We start from the raw sequence: 16,866 nt of genomic DNA, 5'->3' as shown, positions 1-16,866 counted from the left end.
ATGAGAAATACCTCCTTGTTTAATTGTGGTGATTTAATCATACAGGTATTTCTCTTTTTTTGTCCACTTTTATATACAAAATCGTGTTGGTGGATTATTCCCACCAACACGATTTATTATAGAGCCTCTTTTATTTATGTCAATATATAAGATGTTTTCAAACAGTATCAGTATAATATACGCTCGTTATTTTGATGTTTTTCATTAAATCGTCTTAGTAGAAGAATTTTACATATAAAACTAGGTCAAAAAATAAGGCTGACCCAAAAGTCAGTATATGATAAAAGCGGAGAAAACAAACAGTGTTAGGCTGTTTGTCTTCTCCGCTTTAGTTTTGATGTCATCATGTTTTTCAAAAAGCTAAATTTATCGTGTCATGATTTTTTTGACTCTACCTCGTCTTTATTTTGACTTTTGGGTTAGCCGTTCTTTTGACGATGCTCTTTACCAACATGAGTTGATAAAGAGCCATTTTTTCGCTTTCTTTATATTAGCACTACTGTTCAAATTGAGCACGATATAGTCCGGCATAAAAACCATTTGCTTGTAATAATTCGTCATGTGTTCCTTGCTCGATAACATTTCCTTGTTGCATCACAAGGATTTTATCCGCATCACGAATAGTTGATAGACGATGTGCAATAACAAAGGATGTTTTATTTGCCATAATATGATCCATTGCAGATTGTATTTGCATTTCGGTACGTGTATCAATATTTGATGTTGCTTCATCAAGAATAAAAATAGACGGTCCTGCTAAAATGGCACGAGCAATCGTTAATAATTGTTTTTGCCCTTGTGAGATATTATCGGATTCTTCGGTGATGATTGTATCGTAACCATGTGGCAATTTACGAATAAAATCATCAGCAAATGCTTGTTTTGCTGCGGATACTACTTCTTCATCTGTTGCGTCTTGTTTAGCGTAACGAATATTTTCACGAATGGTTCCGTTAAATAACCACGTATCTTGCAGTACCATACCGACATTATCACGAAGCGATTGTTTACTATAGTTTGAAATGTCGTGTCCGTCAATAAGAATTTTACCACCTGTAATATCATAAAAACGCATGAGCAAATTGATAACAGTTGTCTTTCCTGCTCCTGTTGGGCCGACAATCGCCACAGTTTGTCCAGCTTTCACATGGATATTCAAATCTTTCATCAGTGGTTTGTCGATACTGTATCCAAACGATACATGGTCGAAGTCAACTTGTCCGTCAACTTTTGGTAATTCAGGTTTTTCTTCCATTTCCATTTCGGGAGCATCTAGTAAATCAAAGACACGTTGACACGCAGCACTCATAGCTTGCATTAAGCCAATCATATTTGCTACATCTCCCATTGGACGACTTAGTTGTTGTGTATATTGTAATAAAGCTTGAATACTTCCGACAGATAAAGCTCCCGCACTAACTGACAAGCCGCCGATAACAGCGATAAAGACATAAACTATATTGTTAATAAGACGAGAAATAGGATACATCATGCCAGATAGAAATTGTGCTTTCCAACTAGCTTGGTATAATTTGTCATTCATGGCTTTAAATTTATCCATAGAACGTTCTTCATAACTGAACGATTTGACAATTTCATGACCTGTATAATGTTCTTCAATATAACCGTTTAAGGCGCCTAAACGATTTTGTTGTTTAACATATAATATTTGTGAATGTTTTGTAATATATGAAATAACCATTGAAGATAAAGGAATACCCAAAATACCTAATAAAGCAATACCCCAATGAATAGTGAACATCATATAAACAATACCAATTAGTGTAAAAACAGACGTTAAAATTTGGGTTGTAATTTGTCCGAGAGCATTATCAATAGTTTGCATATCATTTGTTGCACGACTCAGTAAATCACCTTTTGAGTTTTCATCGTAGTAACGAATAGACACACGTACTAATTTTTCTTTAACTTCTTTTTGTAGTCGATACATAATATCCGCTTGAATAATGGATAAAATATATTTTCCTAAAAAGTTCAAGGCTGCAGCAAGAACATACAAAATAATCAGTGTTTGAGCGATTTGCCACAATCCGTTGAAGTCGACTTGTTGATTTTGTGAAAAGCTATCAAAAATCAGTGTGGTAGCTCCTCCTAAAATTTTAGGGAGTTGTACATCCATAAAGACTGACAGGATAGTAATGATAATAATAGCAACGAGTGCTAAAGAATAGCGCTTCATATAGGTTAATAAACGTAAAAGTGCTTTTTGATGTTGTTTTTTATCCATGTTGTACATCCTCCATTTCCTCAAAGTTTGATTGTGAACGCATAATTTCTTGATAAACCGTATTGGATTGTGCTAATTCGTCGTGTGTACCAATGCCAACGACATTTCCCTCATTTAATACAATTATTTTTGTTGCATCAGTAACAGAAGAAATACGCTGTGCAACAACAAAAACAATGGCTTGTTCATTAACAGGTTTTAAACTTTGACGTAACTGGGATTCTGTTTTAGCGTCCAAAGCAGAAAAACTGTCATCAAAAATAAACATAGATGCTTTTTTAACCAAAGCTCGAGCAATTGCTAGACGTTGTTTTTGTCCTCCAGAGAAATTTTCTCCTCCTTGTTCGACACGTGCATATAATGTGTTGTCTAATTTAGAAACAAATTCCCATGCTTGAGCAGCTTTTAGTGCGCTAATCATCTCTTCTTCTGTCGCGTTTTCGTTCCCAAAACGTAAGTTATCTGCGATAGTACCTGAAAATAGATTTCTATTTTGTGGGACTAAAGCAAGTTGTTGACGTAACTCAACTTCTTCAAAGTCTTGTATATTTGTGCCATTATAAGTAATGGTACCTTCTGTGGCATCTAAAAAGCGTAATAATAAATTCATCAATGTAGATTTTCCTGCACCAGTTGAACCAATAATGGCAATTTTTTCACCTGTTTTTGCTTCAAATGATACATTTGACAACATTTTTTTCTCTGCACCATCGTATTTGAACGATACATTATCAAATTGAACATGTGTGATACTGCTCAATCCTTTTCTTTCATTAGAAAAAGTTTGTCCAGGTTTTTGTTCAAGTACAGAGTTAATACGATTGGCAGATACAATACCTTGTGGAATCATAATGAAAACCATAGATAAAAGCATTAAAGAAATAAGTACTAGAGAAGAGTATTGTAAAATTGCCATTAAATCTCCCAAATCGAGAGAGTTATTTTGAATAAATTGTCCACCTAACCAAACGATTGCTAAATTTGAAAAATTAATCATAATCATCATTGTAGGCATGATGTAGCTGAATTTTAGATTTATATCAAAAAGTAGTTGTTTATAATTGGTATTGATTGTATTAAAACGTTCTAGCTCAAATGTATCTTTATTAAAAGCACGAATAACACGTACACCAGTTAGGCCTTCATGTACAATTTGTGTCATTTTATCGGTAAATTGACGAAGTTTTGTAAAATCTTTGGAAATAGCTCTCACAAGTAAGAACACAAAGACAACTAAAATTGGAATAGATACCATTAAGACAATAGATAAGCCTAAACTAATCCGAATAGATAAAATAATAGATCCAATAAAAACAAGTGGAGCTGTTAGTGCTAGTCGCATAGCAGATCCTAAAGTTTGACTTAATGTTTGTACATCAGTTGTTGTACGGTTGATATAAGAGCTAGTCCCAAACTCTTGAAAATCTTGTGTAGAGAAATGTTGTATATGATGAAATAAATCAGAACGCAAATCTCTTGCTAGACCAGTTGCAAATTTTCCGATTTTTAATCCAATCCATATAGATAAAACAAGATCTATAAGAGAAGCGATGAGCATATATGTACCTTGTAAATAAATTTGATTATTATTTTGTTTTAAAATACCTTCTGAAACTAATGTTGATAAAATGGTTGGGGTATATAAACTAGCACTCACTTGTAAAATTGTTAATCCAAAAATAAAAAAGAGCGGCCTTTTATAGCGGCTAACGTGTGTCCAAATTTGTGTCATGTTGTGTGTGACTCCTTTCTTGATTAGAAAGTGTAATGTGCTCTATTGGCATACTTTCTAATGTATCTAAAATATTGTTTAATTGTGTTAAAGTAGTGGAAATAGTGCTACCAAATTTTTTTTCTAATGTATCGAATATACGTAAATCATCTTTATAAACAGCAACGGCAAGCTGTCTGCCTACTTCTGTTAGCGTGATAAAGGTCATACGTTTATCTTCTGTTGAGTGTTCTCTTTTAACGTATTGATAGTTTTCTAAAGCATTTATAAATTGGATAATAGATGCTGATCGTATATTGAAAATATGGCTAAGTTCTTTGATTGATAGTGGATTTTTATGATCTTGTTCATAAAAATAAAGTTTCATTAAAAGACATTTTTCCATCTCTGTCAGAGATTCTACGGTATTTCTAAATACGGATATTTTGCTAACTCGTTTAAAGGTTTGTAGCATTTCTTGGATAAGTTTGTGTTGATTTGGCATGATGCACCTCCATTTCTTTGTTAAGTAGTGTATCATAATTTTAATAGGTAGGCAACCTATTAAAATGAAAATGAATTGTTTTTGTTACATATATGTAACAAAATAGTGTAAAATAAAGAAATTTTCAAAGAGTTGATGTATAATAGCAAATGATACAAATTATGGAGGGTTTATATGCGTAGAAAAAAATCCGATTTTAAAGACCCATATTACAATGAATCACTAGAAACACTTTCAAGAACAACATTAAATGAAACTAGAAAAAGAAAAAAGAAAAGAAAAAGACGTCTTATTTGGTTGACAGTGTTGCTTGTGTTACTAGGGGGAGCGACTATTTATGGATTTGATGTGTGGAATAGTTTCAAAACTGCTGTTAATAAAACAACTCACGAAGTGAAGAAAGACAATTTACGTAGTGAAGCATTGAAAAAAAGAGATCCGTTCTCTGTTTTATTGGTGGGGATTGACCAAGGTGGTGAATATGGATACTCAGAGGATGCACGAGCAGATACACTTGTTTTAGCAACAATCAATCCTGAAACCAATACAACAACATTGGCAAGTATCCCAAGAGATGCGTATGCTAAAATGAAAGTATCAGCAACAGTTGAAAATGGTTTGTGGGATAAAATCAATCATTCCTATGCCTATGGAGGTATTAAAGGAACAATAGATACTGTTCAACAATATTTACAAGTCCCTATTGATAGTTATATCCGTATTGATATTGACGGATTGATGGATTTGGTAGATAAAATTGGTGGTATTGATGTTGTGAGTCCAATTACTTTTTCACAAGAAGGATATAATTTTGTCGAAGGAGAATCGATTCATCTAGATGGTTTTGGAGCAAATGTTTTTGCTCGAATGCGTATGGTTGACCCAGAGGGAACAGCTGGGCGTGAGGGCAGACAACGTACATTGATTACAGCTTTAGCGAAAAAATTACTTAGTGCTAATACACTATTTAACTATAAAAATATTTTAGATACAATTAGTTCTCATGTTCAAACAGATTTGACATTTGATAGATTGTTAGAAATACAAAGAGATTATAGTTCAGCACTAACAAATATGAAGCAAGAAAGTTTTGAAGCGTTTGGTGTAGATATTCAAAATGGTTATTACGGACTTGTGACGGATACAGAACGTTTACGTGTAAGTAATATTTTGCGTAAAGAATTAAAATTAAATCCAATTACGCAACAGACATTTATTGATAAAGATATTTCGTTAAGTCAAGATAATGACATCTATCATTTATACAACTCAGTAGAATGTATTGATGCGAATGGGAATTCGGTTGAGTGTGCTGTGATACCTACTAGAAATGCTGGTACATATACGACTGAAAATGAAACAATACAACAAACGGTACAACAGACCGTTGAACAAACAATACAGCAAACAGTACGACAATCTGTACAGCAACCATTAGTGACAACTACAAATAAAGAAGAATAAATTTTCATAAAAGAGCGTCTTTCAAACAGATAGACGCTCTTTTCGTCTTAATAAAAGATATATCAAATAGATGATGATTGTGTAACAAATTATTACAATCATAAGATGAATAGACACAACCCCTTTGAAAAACGAACTAAAAGAGATATAATTACAATAAGGAAAGTATACGAATTGGAATGAAGAGGAGGCGTATGAATGACGTTTTCATTAGAGAGGGAAAAAGTATTCAGAGATCCTGTACATGGTTATATTCATGTACAACATCAAACAATACTAGATTTAATTAACGCAACAGAGTTTCAAAGATTAAGACGTATTAAACAATTAGGGACCTCGTCCTCTATTTTTCATGGAGCAGAGCATTCACGGTTTTCGCATTCATTAGGTGTCTATGAAATAGCAAGACGTATTTGCGATAAATTTGAGCGTGCTTATAAATCAAAAGTAGAAGGGGACGGCTTGTGGAATGATAACGAAAGACTTGTTACATTATGTGCAGCGTTATTGCACGATATTGGGCATGGTCCATTTTCACATACTTTTGAAAAAGTCTTTGATACAGATCATGAAAGTTTAACAACAAAAATTATCTTATCCAAAGAAACAGAAATCAATCATATTTTAACGCAAATTAGTCCAGAGTTTCCCGAAAAAGTAGCATCTGTCATTCAAAAAACATATCCAAATCCACAAGTTGTGCAAATGATTTCTAGTCAAATTGATGCTGATAGAATGGATTATTTATTAAGAGATGCCTATTTTGCGGCAGTTAGTTATGGTATGTTCGATTTAAATCGTATTTTAAGAGTCATTAAACCATATAAAGAGGGGATTTGTTTTGACTATTCCGGAATGCATGCGGTAGAAGATTACATTGTCAGTCGTTATCAAATGTATATGCAAGTTTATTTTCATCCAGTTTCCAGAGGTGTTGAAATGATTATTCACAACCTTTTTGAACGTGCGAATGACTGTTACCATAATGGGTCTTTAGAGAATAGTCAGAATGTACCACTCCTTATTCCGTTTTTTGAAAAAAGATGGACATTACAAGATTATTTAAAATTAGATGACGGTGTGATGACCACCTATTTTACGTTATTTTTAAATGAAAACGATAAGGTTTTAAAAGATTTGGCACATCGTTATTTATCTCGAAAACCACTGAAATCTGTATTGGTAGAGCATGCTGATTATGTACAGAATATTATTGATTTTTCAGAGTCTAAAGGTTTTTCTGAAAAATATTATACAGGATACAATAATAGCTATGATTTACCATATGATTTTTATAGACCAAACCAAAAGAAAGCACGTACATCAATTAAATTGATGAAAAAAGACGGCACATTACTTGAACTGTCCAAAGCGAGTATGTTGGTAGAGTCTTTAACAGGAAAAGAAAATGGTGATATACGGTTTTATTTTCCTAAGGAATTATTGGAGTACGAATCGTTTAAAACGATTTTAAATAAAGTTGAGTAACTTATTAAGGAGAAGTCATGACGAATATAAAAATGGTCGCTATTGATATAGACGGAACATTATTAAATTCTAAAGGTGAACTGACACCTAAAGTAAAAGAAACAATTAAAAAAGCAACACAAAAAGGTGTAAAAATTGTGTTATGTACAGGAAGACCAACGAAAGGTGTTGAAAACCTTTTGAACGAGTTAGACTTAATGAGTGATGAACAATATGTGATTTCCTATAATGGTTCCTTGGTACAGTCGACCAACAAAAAACAAATTGTTCAATCATATTCCTTTACATTTAAAGAACTAGACGAAATTAGAGAATTGGCAGATACATTACAAGTTCATTATCATGCTGCTGGAGATGATGCTTTATATACGACAAATCGTATGATTGGTATTTATACAGCGTATGAATCTGTATTGGTAAATATGCCCATTGCTTATCGAACGATAGACGAGTTAAAAAATATAAATTTAAATCCATACAAAATGATGTTTGTGGATGAACCACATATTTTAGATGATGTTTTGTTGAGAATACCACAAACAATAAAAGAAAAATATTTCCTCGTAAAAAGTGCACCTTTTTACTTGGAAATTTTGCATAAAGATGCCAACAAAGGAAATGCAGTAGCAGCTTTAGCTACGTTTCTAAATATAGATCTTTCTCAAATAATGGCGATTGGCGACAACGATAATGACATTGATATGATTGATGTTGCTGGATACGGTGTTGCAATGGGAAATGCAGTGGATAGAGTCAAAGAACATGCGACTTATATGACAACATCAAATGATGAAGACGGTGTTGCGCATATTTTAGAGGAATTGGTTTTATAAAAGAGGTGATTTATGGCTAAAAAAACAAAACGAAAAGCGCATAAAAAAATTTCTCCTATTCAAATTATTGTGACAGTAGGTTTATTATCTATTATTCCTATTGCAATCATCTTGTTTTTTACACTAGTGAATGATGCAAGTCGCAATAATCAAGTGAATAAACTAGAGAACGGTGCCCTTTCACGACAAGTGATGACGACGCAATCACAACAAACAAAAGGAACCTATGTGACGACACAAACCCGACAAGAAACAACTCAACAAACAACAGAAAAAACAAGTGAAACAACAGAGGCAAAAAAAGAAAAATCAACAGCACATCGTTTGGATGACTTAGGTAATTCAGGATTAGAATTTGATACATTAGATGAAGCATATTCATACGGTGCAGATGTTTTGAATAATCCAGAAAAATTAAAAATGTTACAAGATAAAAAGTATAGTGGGTACCAAGTAATGTCTGTGCGTTGGTCTGACGGTGCAATAACCTACACAATTGAATGGAAATAAATAAAAACAGCGAACGGACATCAAAACGTCCGTTCGCTGTTAATACGAACTCGCTTTAGACAGTTTGTCTAAAGCGAGTTTTGTTTTATATAGCTTGCTGTGCAGCAATTAAATCTAATACACGCACAGAACGTGGTAAGAAACGACGGATTTCATCTTCGTTAAAACCGACTTGCAATTTTTTATCGTCCATTAAAATAGGGCGACGTAATAATGTTGGATTTTCGTGAATTAAATCTAATAATTGACTTAATGGTAGTTCATCTATATTGATATCTAGTTTTTTAAAGGTTTTAGAACGCTGAGAAATAATCTCTTCTGTTCCGTCTTCTGTCACACGCAAAATATTTTTTATTTCATCAATAGATAAAGGTTCAGAAATAATATTACGTTCCACATAAGGAATATCATGTTCTTCTAACCAAGAACGTGCTTTACGACAAGATGCACAGCTTGGGGAAGTATATAAGGTAATCATCTAGTAACCACTCCTTTCAATGTTAGAGGTGCTTTTACCTTTTTAGTCATTATGCGTATATTATAACATGAATGATTTATAAAAAATAGAGGTTTTTTAAAAAAAGTCGATTATATAGTTATAAGAAGCATTTATGTAACTATATATTGTGTTTTTTGATAAAAAATCAGTCTAAAGCCTGAGTTGGTAGTGTGGTTGTTGCTTTATCTGTAAACTATTCGGTATAATAATAAAGAAGAATAGAGAAAGAGTGATGATATTTTGGAACAAATATTGATTTTAGAAGAAGCGGCAATGAATCGAGCGTTAACGCGTATTACACATGAAATTTTAGAAAGACATAAAGGAACAGAAAATCTTGTTCTGATTGGTATTAAAACAAGAGGGATTTATTTGGCAAAACGTATTGCAGAAAAAATTCAAACATTTGAAGGTGTCAGTGTTCCGGTAGGAGAATTAGATATTACATTATATCGTGATGACCGACATGAAATAGATGATCAAGCACAACCCGTTGTGAATGAATCGAATATTCCCTTTTCTATAAAAGGGCAAAGTGTTGTATTGATTGATGATGTATTGTTTACTGCTAGAACTGTACGTGCAGCAATGGATGCCCTTATGGATTTTGGAAGAGCTAAACGTATTACGGTTGGTGTATTAGTAGATAGAGGTCATAGAGAACTACCAATTAAAGCTGACTATATCGGTAAAAACATGCCAACATCTTTAACAGAGCAAATTTTTGTAAGATTAAAAGAAGTAGACAACGTGGATGAGGTTGTACTGGAGAGAGTGTAGACCTATGGGAAGAAAAAATTTACAACATTTAAATCACTTTGTATCAACTAGTGATTTAAGTAAAGAGATTGTTCAATCGCTTATTGATAGAGCTATTGCATATAAAAAAGGGGCAAGTTACCATTTTTTAGAACCTAAATTTATTGCCAATTTATTTTTTGAAAGTAGTACACATACAAGATGTGCTTTTGAAATGGCAGAACATCATTTAGGGATTAAGCAACTGAGCTTTGATTATGAAACAAGTAGTGTGACAAAAGGAGCAAGCTTACACGATACAGTTGTTACGATGTGTACATTAGGTGTTGATGTACTTGTTATTCGTTCTGATAAAGAACAATTTTACACTTCTTTATTAGAAGATAAAAATGTGACATGCACCATTGTAAATGCTGGAGATGGAATGGGTGAACATCCCGTTCAAAGTATGATTGATTTGATGACGATTTATGAACATTTTGGTTCTTTTGAAGACTTAAAAGTAGGTATTGTAGGTGATATTAAACATTCTCGTGTGGCTAATTCGGATATGGCAATGTTTAGACGCTTAGGTATGAAAGTTTATTTTTCCGGTCCAGAAGTATTTCAGAATGATAAATGTCAGATGTATGGAGATTACATGTCAATGGACGCTTTAGTTAAAGAGGTAGATGTATTGGTTCTTTTACGTATTCAACGTGAAAGACATAGTCTATCCATTAGTGATGAAACCTATTTTAAAGATTATGGATTGACTCTTGATAGAGTAGGAAAAATGAAAGAAAAAGCGATTATTTTGCATCCGTGTCCAATCAATAAAGGTGTAGAAATCGCACCCGAGGTACTGACATTAGACAAATGCCGTATATTGACACAGATGAAAAACGGTGTGTATATGAATATGGCAATATTAGAAGCACTTTTAGTGTAAGAGGTAATATGAAACAGAATGATTTAATTACATATATTTTACACTATTTATCGAGATATAGCGTATCTAGTTGGCGTGTATCGAATGTATCTGAGCGTGCAGAAATAGAAATAATGTTCCAAATCAGTCAAAAACAATTTAAAGTGTTAATACATGATCCTAAAATTAGTTTATTGAATGAAACGTATTATTTTGCTGTATTAACATTTGAAAAAGATAAAGGATGTTTAAAAGGTGACGTGGATACATTTTTAGATTATTTACGACACATGATTCTAAAAGCAAAACATGCAGATGATGAAGATATTGTTTTTGATAAATTGCTCTTTCAACAATATATTCAAACAAGAAAAGACATCAATAGATTTGATACATTTTATTTACAATATAAATGAGGTTAAAGATGAAGTGGTATGAATTAAAAATAGCGACAACGTCGCCAGCAACAGAAATGGTATCGAGTATTTTAATTGAAGCAGGTTCAAATGGTGTATCGATTGAAGATCCGAGTGATTTACTGTATTTAGAAGATGACGGATTTGGGCAGATTAAACCTGAAGTAGAAGATATTTATGACACCCAAGAAGTATTTGTATCAGGTTATTTTCCAGATACAAAAAATATTATTGAAATCCAGTCTTTGATACAAGAAAAATTAAATGAAGCAACTCAATACGATTTGCCTTTAGGAAGAAATGAAATTTTATTATCAAGTGTTTCAGAAGAAGATTGGGCGAATGCTTGGAAAAAGCACTACTTCCCCGTACGTATTACACGTTATTTAACGGTTGTACCTAGCTGGATTGACTATCAACCAAGTGAGCATGAACAAATCATTGAAATGGATCCAGGGATGGCATTTGGTACGGGTACACACCCAACAACACAACTATCATTAGAAGCACTGGAACGTGTGATACGTGGAGGCGAGATAGTTTTAGACGTAGGTACGGGTTCTGGTGTATTAAGTATCGCATCAAAAAAATTGGGCGCTAAACATGTGACAGCCTATGATTTAGACGAAAAAGCGACAAGTGTTGCTCGAGAAAATATTCTCCTAAATGGATATGCAGATATTATTGTGAAAGAGAATGATTTATTAACGGGCGTTCGTACACAAGTTGATATTATTGTGGCAAATATTCTAGCTGAAATTTTAGAGAAATTGGTCGATGATGCTTGGGACAACTTGAAATATGGTGGACATTTTATTTTGTCCGGTATTATTTTGTCTAAAAAAGAACAACTGATGATACAGTTACAACAAAAAGGATTTGACATTATTCAAGAAAATTGTATGAAAGATTGGGTGTCACTTATTTGTGTGAAACCACTAGAGGATGATGCATGCAACGATACTTTTTAGATAGTGTTGTCAATAAAGATAGAATTGGTATTGTAAAAGAGCAGTATCATCACATGATACGTGTCATGCGTATGAAGGTCGGGCAATGTGTGTATTTAGTTGAACCGAACAGACATGCATTTCTAGCTGAAATCATAGAAATAGAAGATGATGTTGTTTGGCTCACGTACATTGCGGATGATGATAGGCAGGTAGAATTACCTGTTGATGTGACGATTGCTTGCGGCTTGCCTAAAGGGGATAAATTAGAGTTTATTGCTCAAAAAGCAACAGAATTAGGTGTACATAGTATTTTACCAGTTGAAACGAGTTGGTCTGTTGTAAAATGGGAGATGAAAAAACAAGACAAGAAAATACAAAGATTACAAAAAATTGCACAAGAAGCAGCAGAACAAAGTCATCGACACTATGTTCCAACGATTTATCCAATGATGTCTTTTAAACAACTAATAAATCATTTAAACGATTATACTCATGTGATTGTTGCGTATGAAGAAAGTGCGAAACAGTCAGAGATGAGTCAATTAAAAAAAATATATACATCTTTAAAACCCAATGATCGACTTTTAGCGATTTTTGGTTCAGAAGGAGGACTTTCTCCAGATGAAATTACATTATTAGAAAAGGCAGGTGCAACACTTTGTGGGCTAGGTCCTAGAATTATGCGTGCAGAAACAGCTCCGTTGTACTTACTTTCATCATTATCGTATGCTTTAGAATTAGGAGGAAACTAAAAATGGCATTAAATAAATACATCGACCACACAATTTTAAAAACAGATGCAACACAAAAAGATGTTGAAAAAATCTGTCAAGAAGCAAAAGAATATGACTTCATGTCTGTTTGTATTCAACCAACATGGATAGCTTTTGCCGCTGACCAGTTAAAAGAATCAACAGTAAAAGTGTGTACTGTTATTGGATTTCCACAAGGAGCTAATACACCAGAAGTCAAAGCGTTTGAAACGAAAAATGCTATTGAAAATGGAGCGGATGAAGTAGATATGGTTATTAACGTTGGGGCTGTAAAATCACAGAACTGGGTATTGGTTGAAAAGGATATTAAAGCGGTTGTGGACGTTGCGAAAACATATGGAGCATTAAGTAAAGTTATCATTGAAACGTGTTTATTAACAGATGATGAAAAACGCCAAGTATGCGATATTTGTCGACGTGTAGGAGCTGATTTTGTTAAAACATCAACAGGATTCTCAACAGGAGGTGCAACAGTTGCGGATGTAGCACTCATGCGTGAAGTTGTAGGAAAAGATATGGGCGTCAAAGCAAGTGGTGGTATTCGTTCAAAAGAAGATGCAAAAGCGATGATTGATGCAGGTGCAACAAGACTAGGAGCTTCTAGCGGTGTGGCGATTTGCCAAGGAGAAACAGCCGATACAGACTATTAAACAGCTTTTTTAAGCTGTTTTCTTTTTAAACAAAATATGTTTGTTTTTTGTTTGTTTTGTGTATAATGAAAGAGAGTCTTTTGTTAAGGGTGAGAGGTACGATATGTTAAGTAAAGAAGAAAGATTAGAAGCGATTATTAAATTAGTGGATACAAAAGGGAGTATACGTGTTTCGGATATTGTAGATAATTTAAATGTATCAGACATGACCGTGCGCCGAGATTTAACAGAATTAGAAGAATCGGGTTTTTTAGTTCGAACACATGGGGGTGCTAGAAGTAAAAATGTTTTCCAACATAAAGAATTATCTCATGATGATAAGCACATGATGAACATTGAAGAGAAAAAAGAAATAGCCTCAAAAGCATTAGAATTAATAGAAGAAGGCGATACAGTTTTCTTGGGACCTGGTACAACGGTAGCGATGTTGGCAGATAAAATTGTCAAAACGAAAAAATCTCTGCGTGTGATTACCAACTGTCTGCCAATTTACAATATACTGATGCAAGAAAAATCTGAAAATATAGAAATTTATTTATTAGGTGGAGAAATGCGGGAGGTGACGAAATCATTTTGTGGTGATTTAACCAATATGATTTTATCACAAATGAGATTTAGTAAAATCTTTTTTAGTAGTAATGGCGTCAAAGATAATGCCATTATGACATCTACTTTCAAAGAAGGGTATACACAACAAATGGCACTGAATAATTCTCTAGATAAATATTTATTGATTGATACTTCTAAAATAGGAAAAGAAGATTTTTCAGCATTTTATACTTTGGATAAAATTAGCGGTGTTATTATTAATGGAAATGATGCTGAATATAAAAAAGAATTAAGTGCTTTTACAAAAGTATTTTAAAATAATGAATATAGAACTAAACTAAAAGGTTTGAAATCAACATATTTAATGAGTTGATTTCAAACCTTTTTAAGTATCAACAAATTTATTGGTTTAAACAGATATTGATTTTAGGAAAGTTACTGCTTTTTATTTTTTCTGTAAAAACTAGTTATGTAGACTTTTAAACATACAAACAATAAAATGTTTATTTTTTAAACAAAATATGTTGATTTTATGTTTAAACTTGTTTATAATACAAACAGAGAGAATATCTTTCATTATCTTTGAAAAGGAGGTATTAATGAGTATGAATGTTATTTTAGGGGCTGACACGGAAGGGGAGGCACTGAAAAATGATATTAAAACGTATTTGCTATCAAGAGATTATAATGTCATTGATTTAAGTGCTTCAGATGATTTTGTAGACACCACTTATCGTGTTGCGATGGCATTGAAAAAAGATGTGGATAGTTTAGGCATTGTTTTTGACGGTTATGGTGCAGGTAGTTTTATAACTGCTACAAAAATAAAAGGTATCATTGCTGCGGAAGTATCGGATGAACGATCAGCTTATATGACACGTGGACATAATAATGCTAAGTTGATTACGATTGGTGCAAATATTGTTGGAAAAGAATTAGCCAAACAAATTGTTATCGCATTTCTATCAGCTCATTATGATGGAGGACGTCATCAAATACGCGTCGATATGCTGAATAAAATGTGTTAAAAAGGAGAGGGGAAAACAGAATGAAAATTGCAATAGGTTGTGATCATATTGTTACGGATACAAAAATTGTTGTATCTGATTTTTTGAAGTCTAAAGGTCATGATGTGATTGATGTTGGAACGTATGATTTTACAAGAACGCACTATCCCATTTTTGGAAAAAAAGTCGGTGAAATAGTATCTAGTGGTGCTGCAGATTTAGGTGTATGTATATGTGGTACAGGGGTGGGTATAAATAATGCGGTGAATAAAGTACCTGGTATTCGCTCAGCCCTTGTCAGAGATATGACAACAGCTCTTTATGCCAAAGAACAATTAAATGCCAATGTCATCGGTTTTGGCGGTAAGATTATTGGAGAATTGTTGATGTGTGATATTATTGATGCCTTTATTCATGCAGAATATAAGCCGACAGAATACACAGAAAAAATCATTGCTAAAATAAAGTGTCTTGAAAGTAAACATGATGATATGGATAATCCGTATTTTTTTGATGAATTTTTGCAAAAATGGAACGAAGGATATTATCACGACTAATAATTAAGAAAGTGGACAATTAGGAGAGTAAAAGATCATACAATATGTTTTACAAATTGTGATGCCATTCTAGAAAAAGAATGAGGAAGAAGGAAATAAAATGATTTTAACAATAACAATGAATCCGTCAGTAGATGTATCGTATCAATTAGATACATTTGATTTAGACACTGTCAATAGAGTATCGTCTGTTCACAAAACGCCCGGAGGAAAAGGGTTAAATGTGACACGTGTTTTACATCAGCTAAGTGAACAAGTTGTTGCTGGGGGACTTTTGGGAGGAGCTTTAGGAGAGGATATACGTGACAAATTAAATACTGCATCCATTAAACATGACTTCTTTAATATTTCTGGACATACTCGTAACTGTATTGCTATTTTACACAATGGGCAACAAACAGAGATTTTAGAAAGTGGTCCAACCATATTAGACTCAGAAGCTAATGCTTTTTTAGCATATTTTCAAAAACAAATTGAACATGTGGAGATTGTATCTATTTCAGGAAGCTTACCAAAAGGATTACCAGCCAATTTTTATGTTGATATGCTATCTATTTGTGAACGTGCTGGGAAACCTGTTGTCTTAGATTGTTCTGGAGATAGTTTAAGCGAAGTTCTCCAAAGTAATGTTAAGCCCGTTGCTATCAAACCAAATATTGATGAACTATCTCAGTTATTGAAGAAACAAATTACATTAGATATAGATGTATTAAAAGAGGTGCTGTCCCATAATTTATTCAAAGACATCGAATGGATTATTGTATCTTTAGGTAAAGACGGTGCCTTTGCTAAACATCATAATAACTATTACAAAGTAGATATTCCAAAAATTCAAGTTGTTAATCCAGTTGGATCGGGAGATTCTACGGTTGCGGGTATTGTATCTAGTTTAGCCCATAAAGCTTCTGATGTAGATTTGCTGAAAAAAGCAAATGTATTAGGTATGTTAAATGCAATGGAAAATATTACAGGACATGTGAATTTAGAACGTTATCAAGAACTTTATGACGGTATTCAAGTAAGAGAGGTGTAAG

General features: G+C 33.2%; 18 protein-coding genes. 14 read left to right on the top strand and 4 right to left on the bottom strand.

Annotated features, from left to right (window positions below; genetic code table 11):
* Positions 1 to 496: 496 nt before the first annotated feature.
* Genes GMA11_RS07575 through GMA11_RS07565 form a run of 3 tightly spaced genes read right to left on the bottom strand, consistent with a single transcriptional unit; the run spans position 497 to position 4,464 of the window.
* On the bottom strand, positions 497 to 2,248 hold the full coding sequence (locus tag GMA11_RS07575; protein WP_205422916.1) for an ABC transporter ATP-binding protein: 1,752 nt from the start codon (positions 2,246 to 2,248) through the stop codon (positions 497 to 499).
* Positions 2,241 to 3,980, bottom strand: coding sequence for an ABC transporter ATP-binding protein (locus tag GMA11_RS07570; RefSeq protein ID WP_163546564.1), 1,740 nt, complete (start codon positions 3,978 to 3,980; stop codon positions 2,241 to 2,243). Before GMA11_RS07570 ends, GMA11_RS07575 begins: the two co-directional genes overlap by 8 nt.
* Positions 3,955 to 4,464 (bottom strand): MarR family winged helix-turn-helix transcriptional regulator, encoded by a 510-nt coding sequence (locus tag GMA11_RS07565; protein WP_163546563.1) that lies wholly within the window; start codon positions 4,462 to 4,464, stop codon positions 3,955 to 3,957. The genes GMA11_RS07570 and GMA11_RS07565 overlap by 26 nt, the downstream gene beginning before the upstream one ends.
* A 174-nt stretch (positions 4,465 to 4,638) precedes the next feature.
* On the opposite strand from GMA11_RS07565, the gene GMA11_RS07560 reads away from it, so the two are divergent.
* From GMA11_RS07560 to GMA11_RS07545, 4 genes are all read left to right on the top strand, one after another.
* On the top strand, positions 4,639 to 5,928 hold the full coding sequence (locus GMA11_RS07560; protein WP_163546562.1) for an LCP family protein: 1,290 nt from the start codon (positions 4,639 to 4,641) through the stop codon (positions 5,926 to 5,928).
* Positions 5,929 to 6,126: 198 nt separating this feature from the next.
* Entirely contained in the window at positions 6,127 to 7,416 is a 1,290-nt protein-coding gene (locus GMA11_RS07555; RefSeq protein ID WP_163546561.1) for an HD domain-containing protein, read from the top strand.
* A 17-nt stretch (positions 7,417 to 7,433) separates the two neighbouring features.
* Entirely contained in the window at positions 7,434 to 8,249 is an 816-nt protein-coding gene (yidA, locus tag GMA11_RS07550) for a sugar-phosphatase (protein WP_163546560.1), read from the top strand.
* A gap of 12 nt (positions 8,250 to 8,261) precedes the next feature.
* Entirely contained in the window at positions 8,262 to 8,759 is a 498-nt protein-coding gene (locus GMA11_RS07545; RefSeq protein ID WP_163546559.1) for a hypothetical protein, read from the top strand.
* Positions 8,760 to 8,844: 85 nt separating this feature from the next.
* Here GMA11_RS07545 and spxA read toward each other — a convergent pair whose 3' ends face one another.
* The gene (spxA, locus tag GMA11_RS07540) at positions 8,845 to 9,237 is read right to left on the bottom strand and encodes a transcriptional regulator SpxA (protein ID WP_163546558.1); all 393 of its coding nucleotides are present in this window, start codon (positions 9,235 to 9,237) and stop codon (positions 8,845 to 8,847) included.
* A 261-nt stretch (positions 9,238 to 9,498) separates the two neighbouring features.
* Here spxA and pyrR point away from each other — a divergent pair, with 261 nt between their 5' ends.
* The 10 genes from pyrR to GMA11_RS07490 all read left to right on the top strand — a co-directional run bounded on the left by pyrR (position 9,499) and on the right by GMA11_RS07490 (position 16,865).
* Positions 9,499 to 10,038, top strand: a complete 540-nt coding sequence (gene pyrR, locus GMA11_RS07535) for a bifunctional pyr operon transcriptional regulator/uracil phosphoribosyltransferase PyrR (RefSeq protein ID WP_255466025.1) — start codon at positions 9,499 to 9,501, stop codon at positions 10,036 to 10,038.
* A 4-nt stretch (positions 10,039 to 10,042) separates the two neighbouring features.
* Positions 10,043 to 10,948, top strand: a complete 906-nt coding sequence (locus tag GMA11_RS07530; RefSeq protein ID WP_163546557.1) for an aspartate carbamoyltransferase catalytic subunit — start codon at positions 10,043 to 10,045, stop codon at positions 10,946 to 10,948.
* 8 nt (positions 10,949 to 10,956) lie between these two features.
* Positions 10,957 to 11,343: a hypothetical protein gene (locus GMA11_RS07525; protein WP_163546556.1), complete on the top strand. Its 387-nt coding sequence runs from the start codon at positions 10,957 to 10,959 to the stop codon at positions 11,341 to 11,343.
* A gap of 8 nt (positions 11,344 to 11,351) precedes the next feature.
* Positions 11,352 to 12,314, top strand: a complete 963-nt coding sequence (gene prmA, locus GMA11_RS07520; protein ID WP_163546555.1) for a 50S ribosomal protein L11 methyltransferase — start codon at positions 11,352 to 11,354, stop codon at positions 12,312 to 12,314.
* A complete protein-coding gene (locus GMA11_RS07515) occupies positions 12,296 to 13,048 on the top strand; it encodes a 16S rRNA (uracil(1498)-N(3))-methyltransferase (RefSeq protein WP_163546554.1) in 753 nt (250 codons plus the stop codon). The genes prmA and GMA11_RS07515 overlap by 19 nt, the downstream gene beginning before the upstream one ends.
* 2 nt (positions 13,049 to 13,050) lie before the next feature.
* Positions 13,051 to 13,719 (top strand): deoxyribose-phosphate aldolase, encoded by a 669-nt coding sequence (gene deoC, locus GMA11_RS07510; protein ID WP_163546553.1) that lies wholly within the window; start codon positions 13,051 to 13,053, stop codon positions 13,717 to 13,719.
* Between the two features lie 103 nt (positions 13,720 to 13,822).
* A complete protein-coding gene (locus tag GMA11_RS07505; RefSeq protein ID WP_163546552.1) occupies positions 13,823 to 14,584 on the top strand; it encodes a DeoR/GlpR family DNA-binding transcription regulator in 762 nt (253 codons plus the stop codon).
* A 289-nt stretch (positions 14,585 to 14,873) separates the two neighbouring features.
* Positions 14,874 to 15,296 (top strand): galactose-6-phosphate isomerase subunit LacA, encoded by a 423-nt coding sequence (gene lacA / locus GMA11_RS07500; protein ID WP_163546566.1) that lies wholly within the window; start codon positions 14,874 to 14,876, stop codon positions 15,294 to 15,296.
* Positions 15,297 to 15,316: 20 nt separating this feature from the next.
* A complete protein-coding gene (gene lacB / locus GMA11_RS07495) occupies positions 15,317 to 15,832 on the top strand; it encodes a galactose-6-phosphate isomerase subunit LacB (RefSeq protein ID WP_163546551.1) in 516 nt (171 codons plus the stop codon).
* A 100-nt stretch (positions 15,833 to 15,932) separates the two neighbouring features.
* Complete coding sequence (locus GMA11_RS07490; RefSeq protein WP_163546550.1) at positions 15,933 to 16,865, top strand: tagatose-6-phosphate kinase; 933 nt, start codon at positions 15,933 to 15,935, stop codon at positions 16,863 to 16,865.
* Position 16,866 lies beyond the last annotated feature (1 nt).

Source organism: Granulicatella sp. zg-ZJ (assembly GCF_010892355.1).
Taxonomy (GTDB): domain Bacteria; phylum Bacillota; class Bacilli; order Lactobacillales; family Aerococcaceae; genus WM01.
This window is presented reverse-complemented; position numbering and strand designations above follow the sequence as displayed.

Coding starts and splice junctions, on each gene's coding strand:
- GMA11_RS07575 (WP_205422916.1), bottom strand. CDS start 2,248: ATGGATAAAAAACAACATCAAAAAGCACTTTTACGTTTATTAACCTAT.
- GMA11_RS07570 (WP_163546564.1), bottom strand. CDS start 3,980: ATGACACAAATTTGGACACACGTTAGCCGCTATAAAAGGCCGCTCTTT.
- GMA11_RS07565 (WP_163546563.1), bottom strand. CDS start 4,464: ATGCCAAATCAACACAAACTTATCCAAGAAATGCTACAAACCTTTAAA.
- GMA11_RS07560 (WP_163546562.1), top strand. CDS start 4,639: ATGCGTAGAAAAAAATCCGATTTTAAAGACCCATATTACAATGAATCA.
- GMA11_RS07555 (WP_163546561.1), top strand. CDS start 6,127: ATGACGTTTTCATTAGAGAGGGAAAAAGTATTCAGAGATCCTGTACAT.
- yidA (WP_163546560.1), top strand. CDS start 7,434: ATGACGAATATAAAAATGGTCGCTATTGATATAGACGGAACATTATTA.
- GMA11_RS07545 (WP_163546559.1), top strand. CDS start 8,262: ATGGCTAAAAAAACAAAACGAAAAGCGCATAAAAAAATTTCTCCTATT.
- spxA (WP_163546558.1), bottom strand. CDS start 9,237: ATGATTACCTTATATACTTCCCCAAGCTGTGCATCTTGTCGTAAAGCA.
- GMA11_RS07530 (WP_163546557.1), top strand. CDS start 10,043: ATGGGAAGAAAAAATTTACAACATTTAAATCACTTTGTATCAACTAGT.
- GMA11_RS07525 (WP_163546556.1), top strand. CDS start 10,957: ATGAAACAGAATGATTTAATTACATATATTTTACACTATTTATCGAGA.
- prmA (WP_163546555.1), top strand. CDS start 11,352: ATGAAGTGGTATGAATTAAAAATAGCGACAACGTCGCCAGCAACAGAA.
- GMA11_RS07515 (WP_163546554.1), top strand. CDS start 12,296: ATGCAACGATACTTTTTAGATAGTGTTGTCAATAAAGATAGAATTGGT.
- deoC (WP_163546553.1), top strand. CDS start 13,051: ATGGCATTAAATAAATACATCGACCACACAATTTTAAAAACAGATGCA.
- GMA11_RS07505 (WP_163546552.1), top strand. CDS start 13,823: ATGTTAAGTAAAGAAGAAAGATTAGAAGCGATTATTAAATTAGTGGAT.
- lacA (WP_163546566.1), top strand. CDS start 14,874: ATGAATGTTATTTTAGGGGCTGACACGGAAGGGGAGGCACTGAAAAAT.
- lacB (WP_163546551.1), top strand. CDS start 15,317: ATGAAAATTGCAATAGGTTGTGATCATATTGTTACGGATACAAAAATT.
- GMA11_RS07490 (WP_163546550.1), top strand. CDS start 15,933: ATGATTTTAACAATAACAATGAATCCGTCAGTAGATGTATCGTATCAA.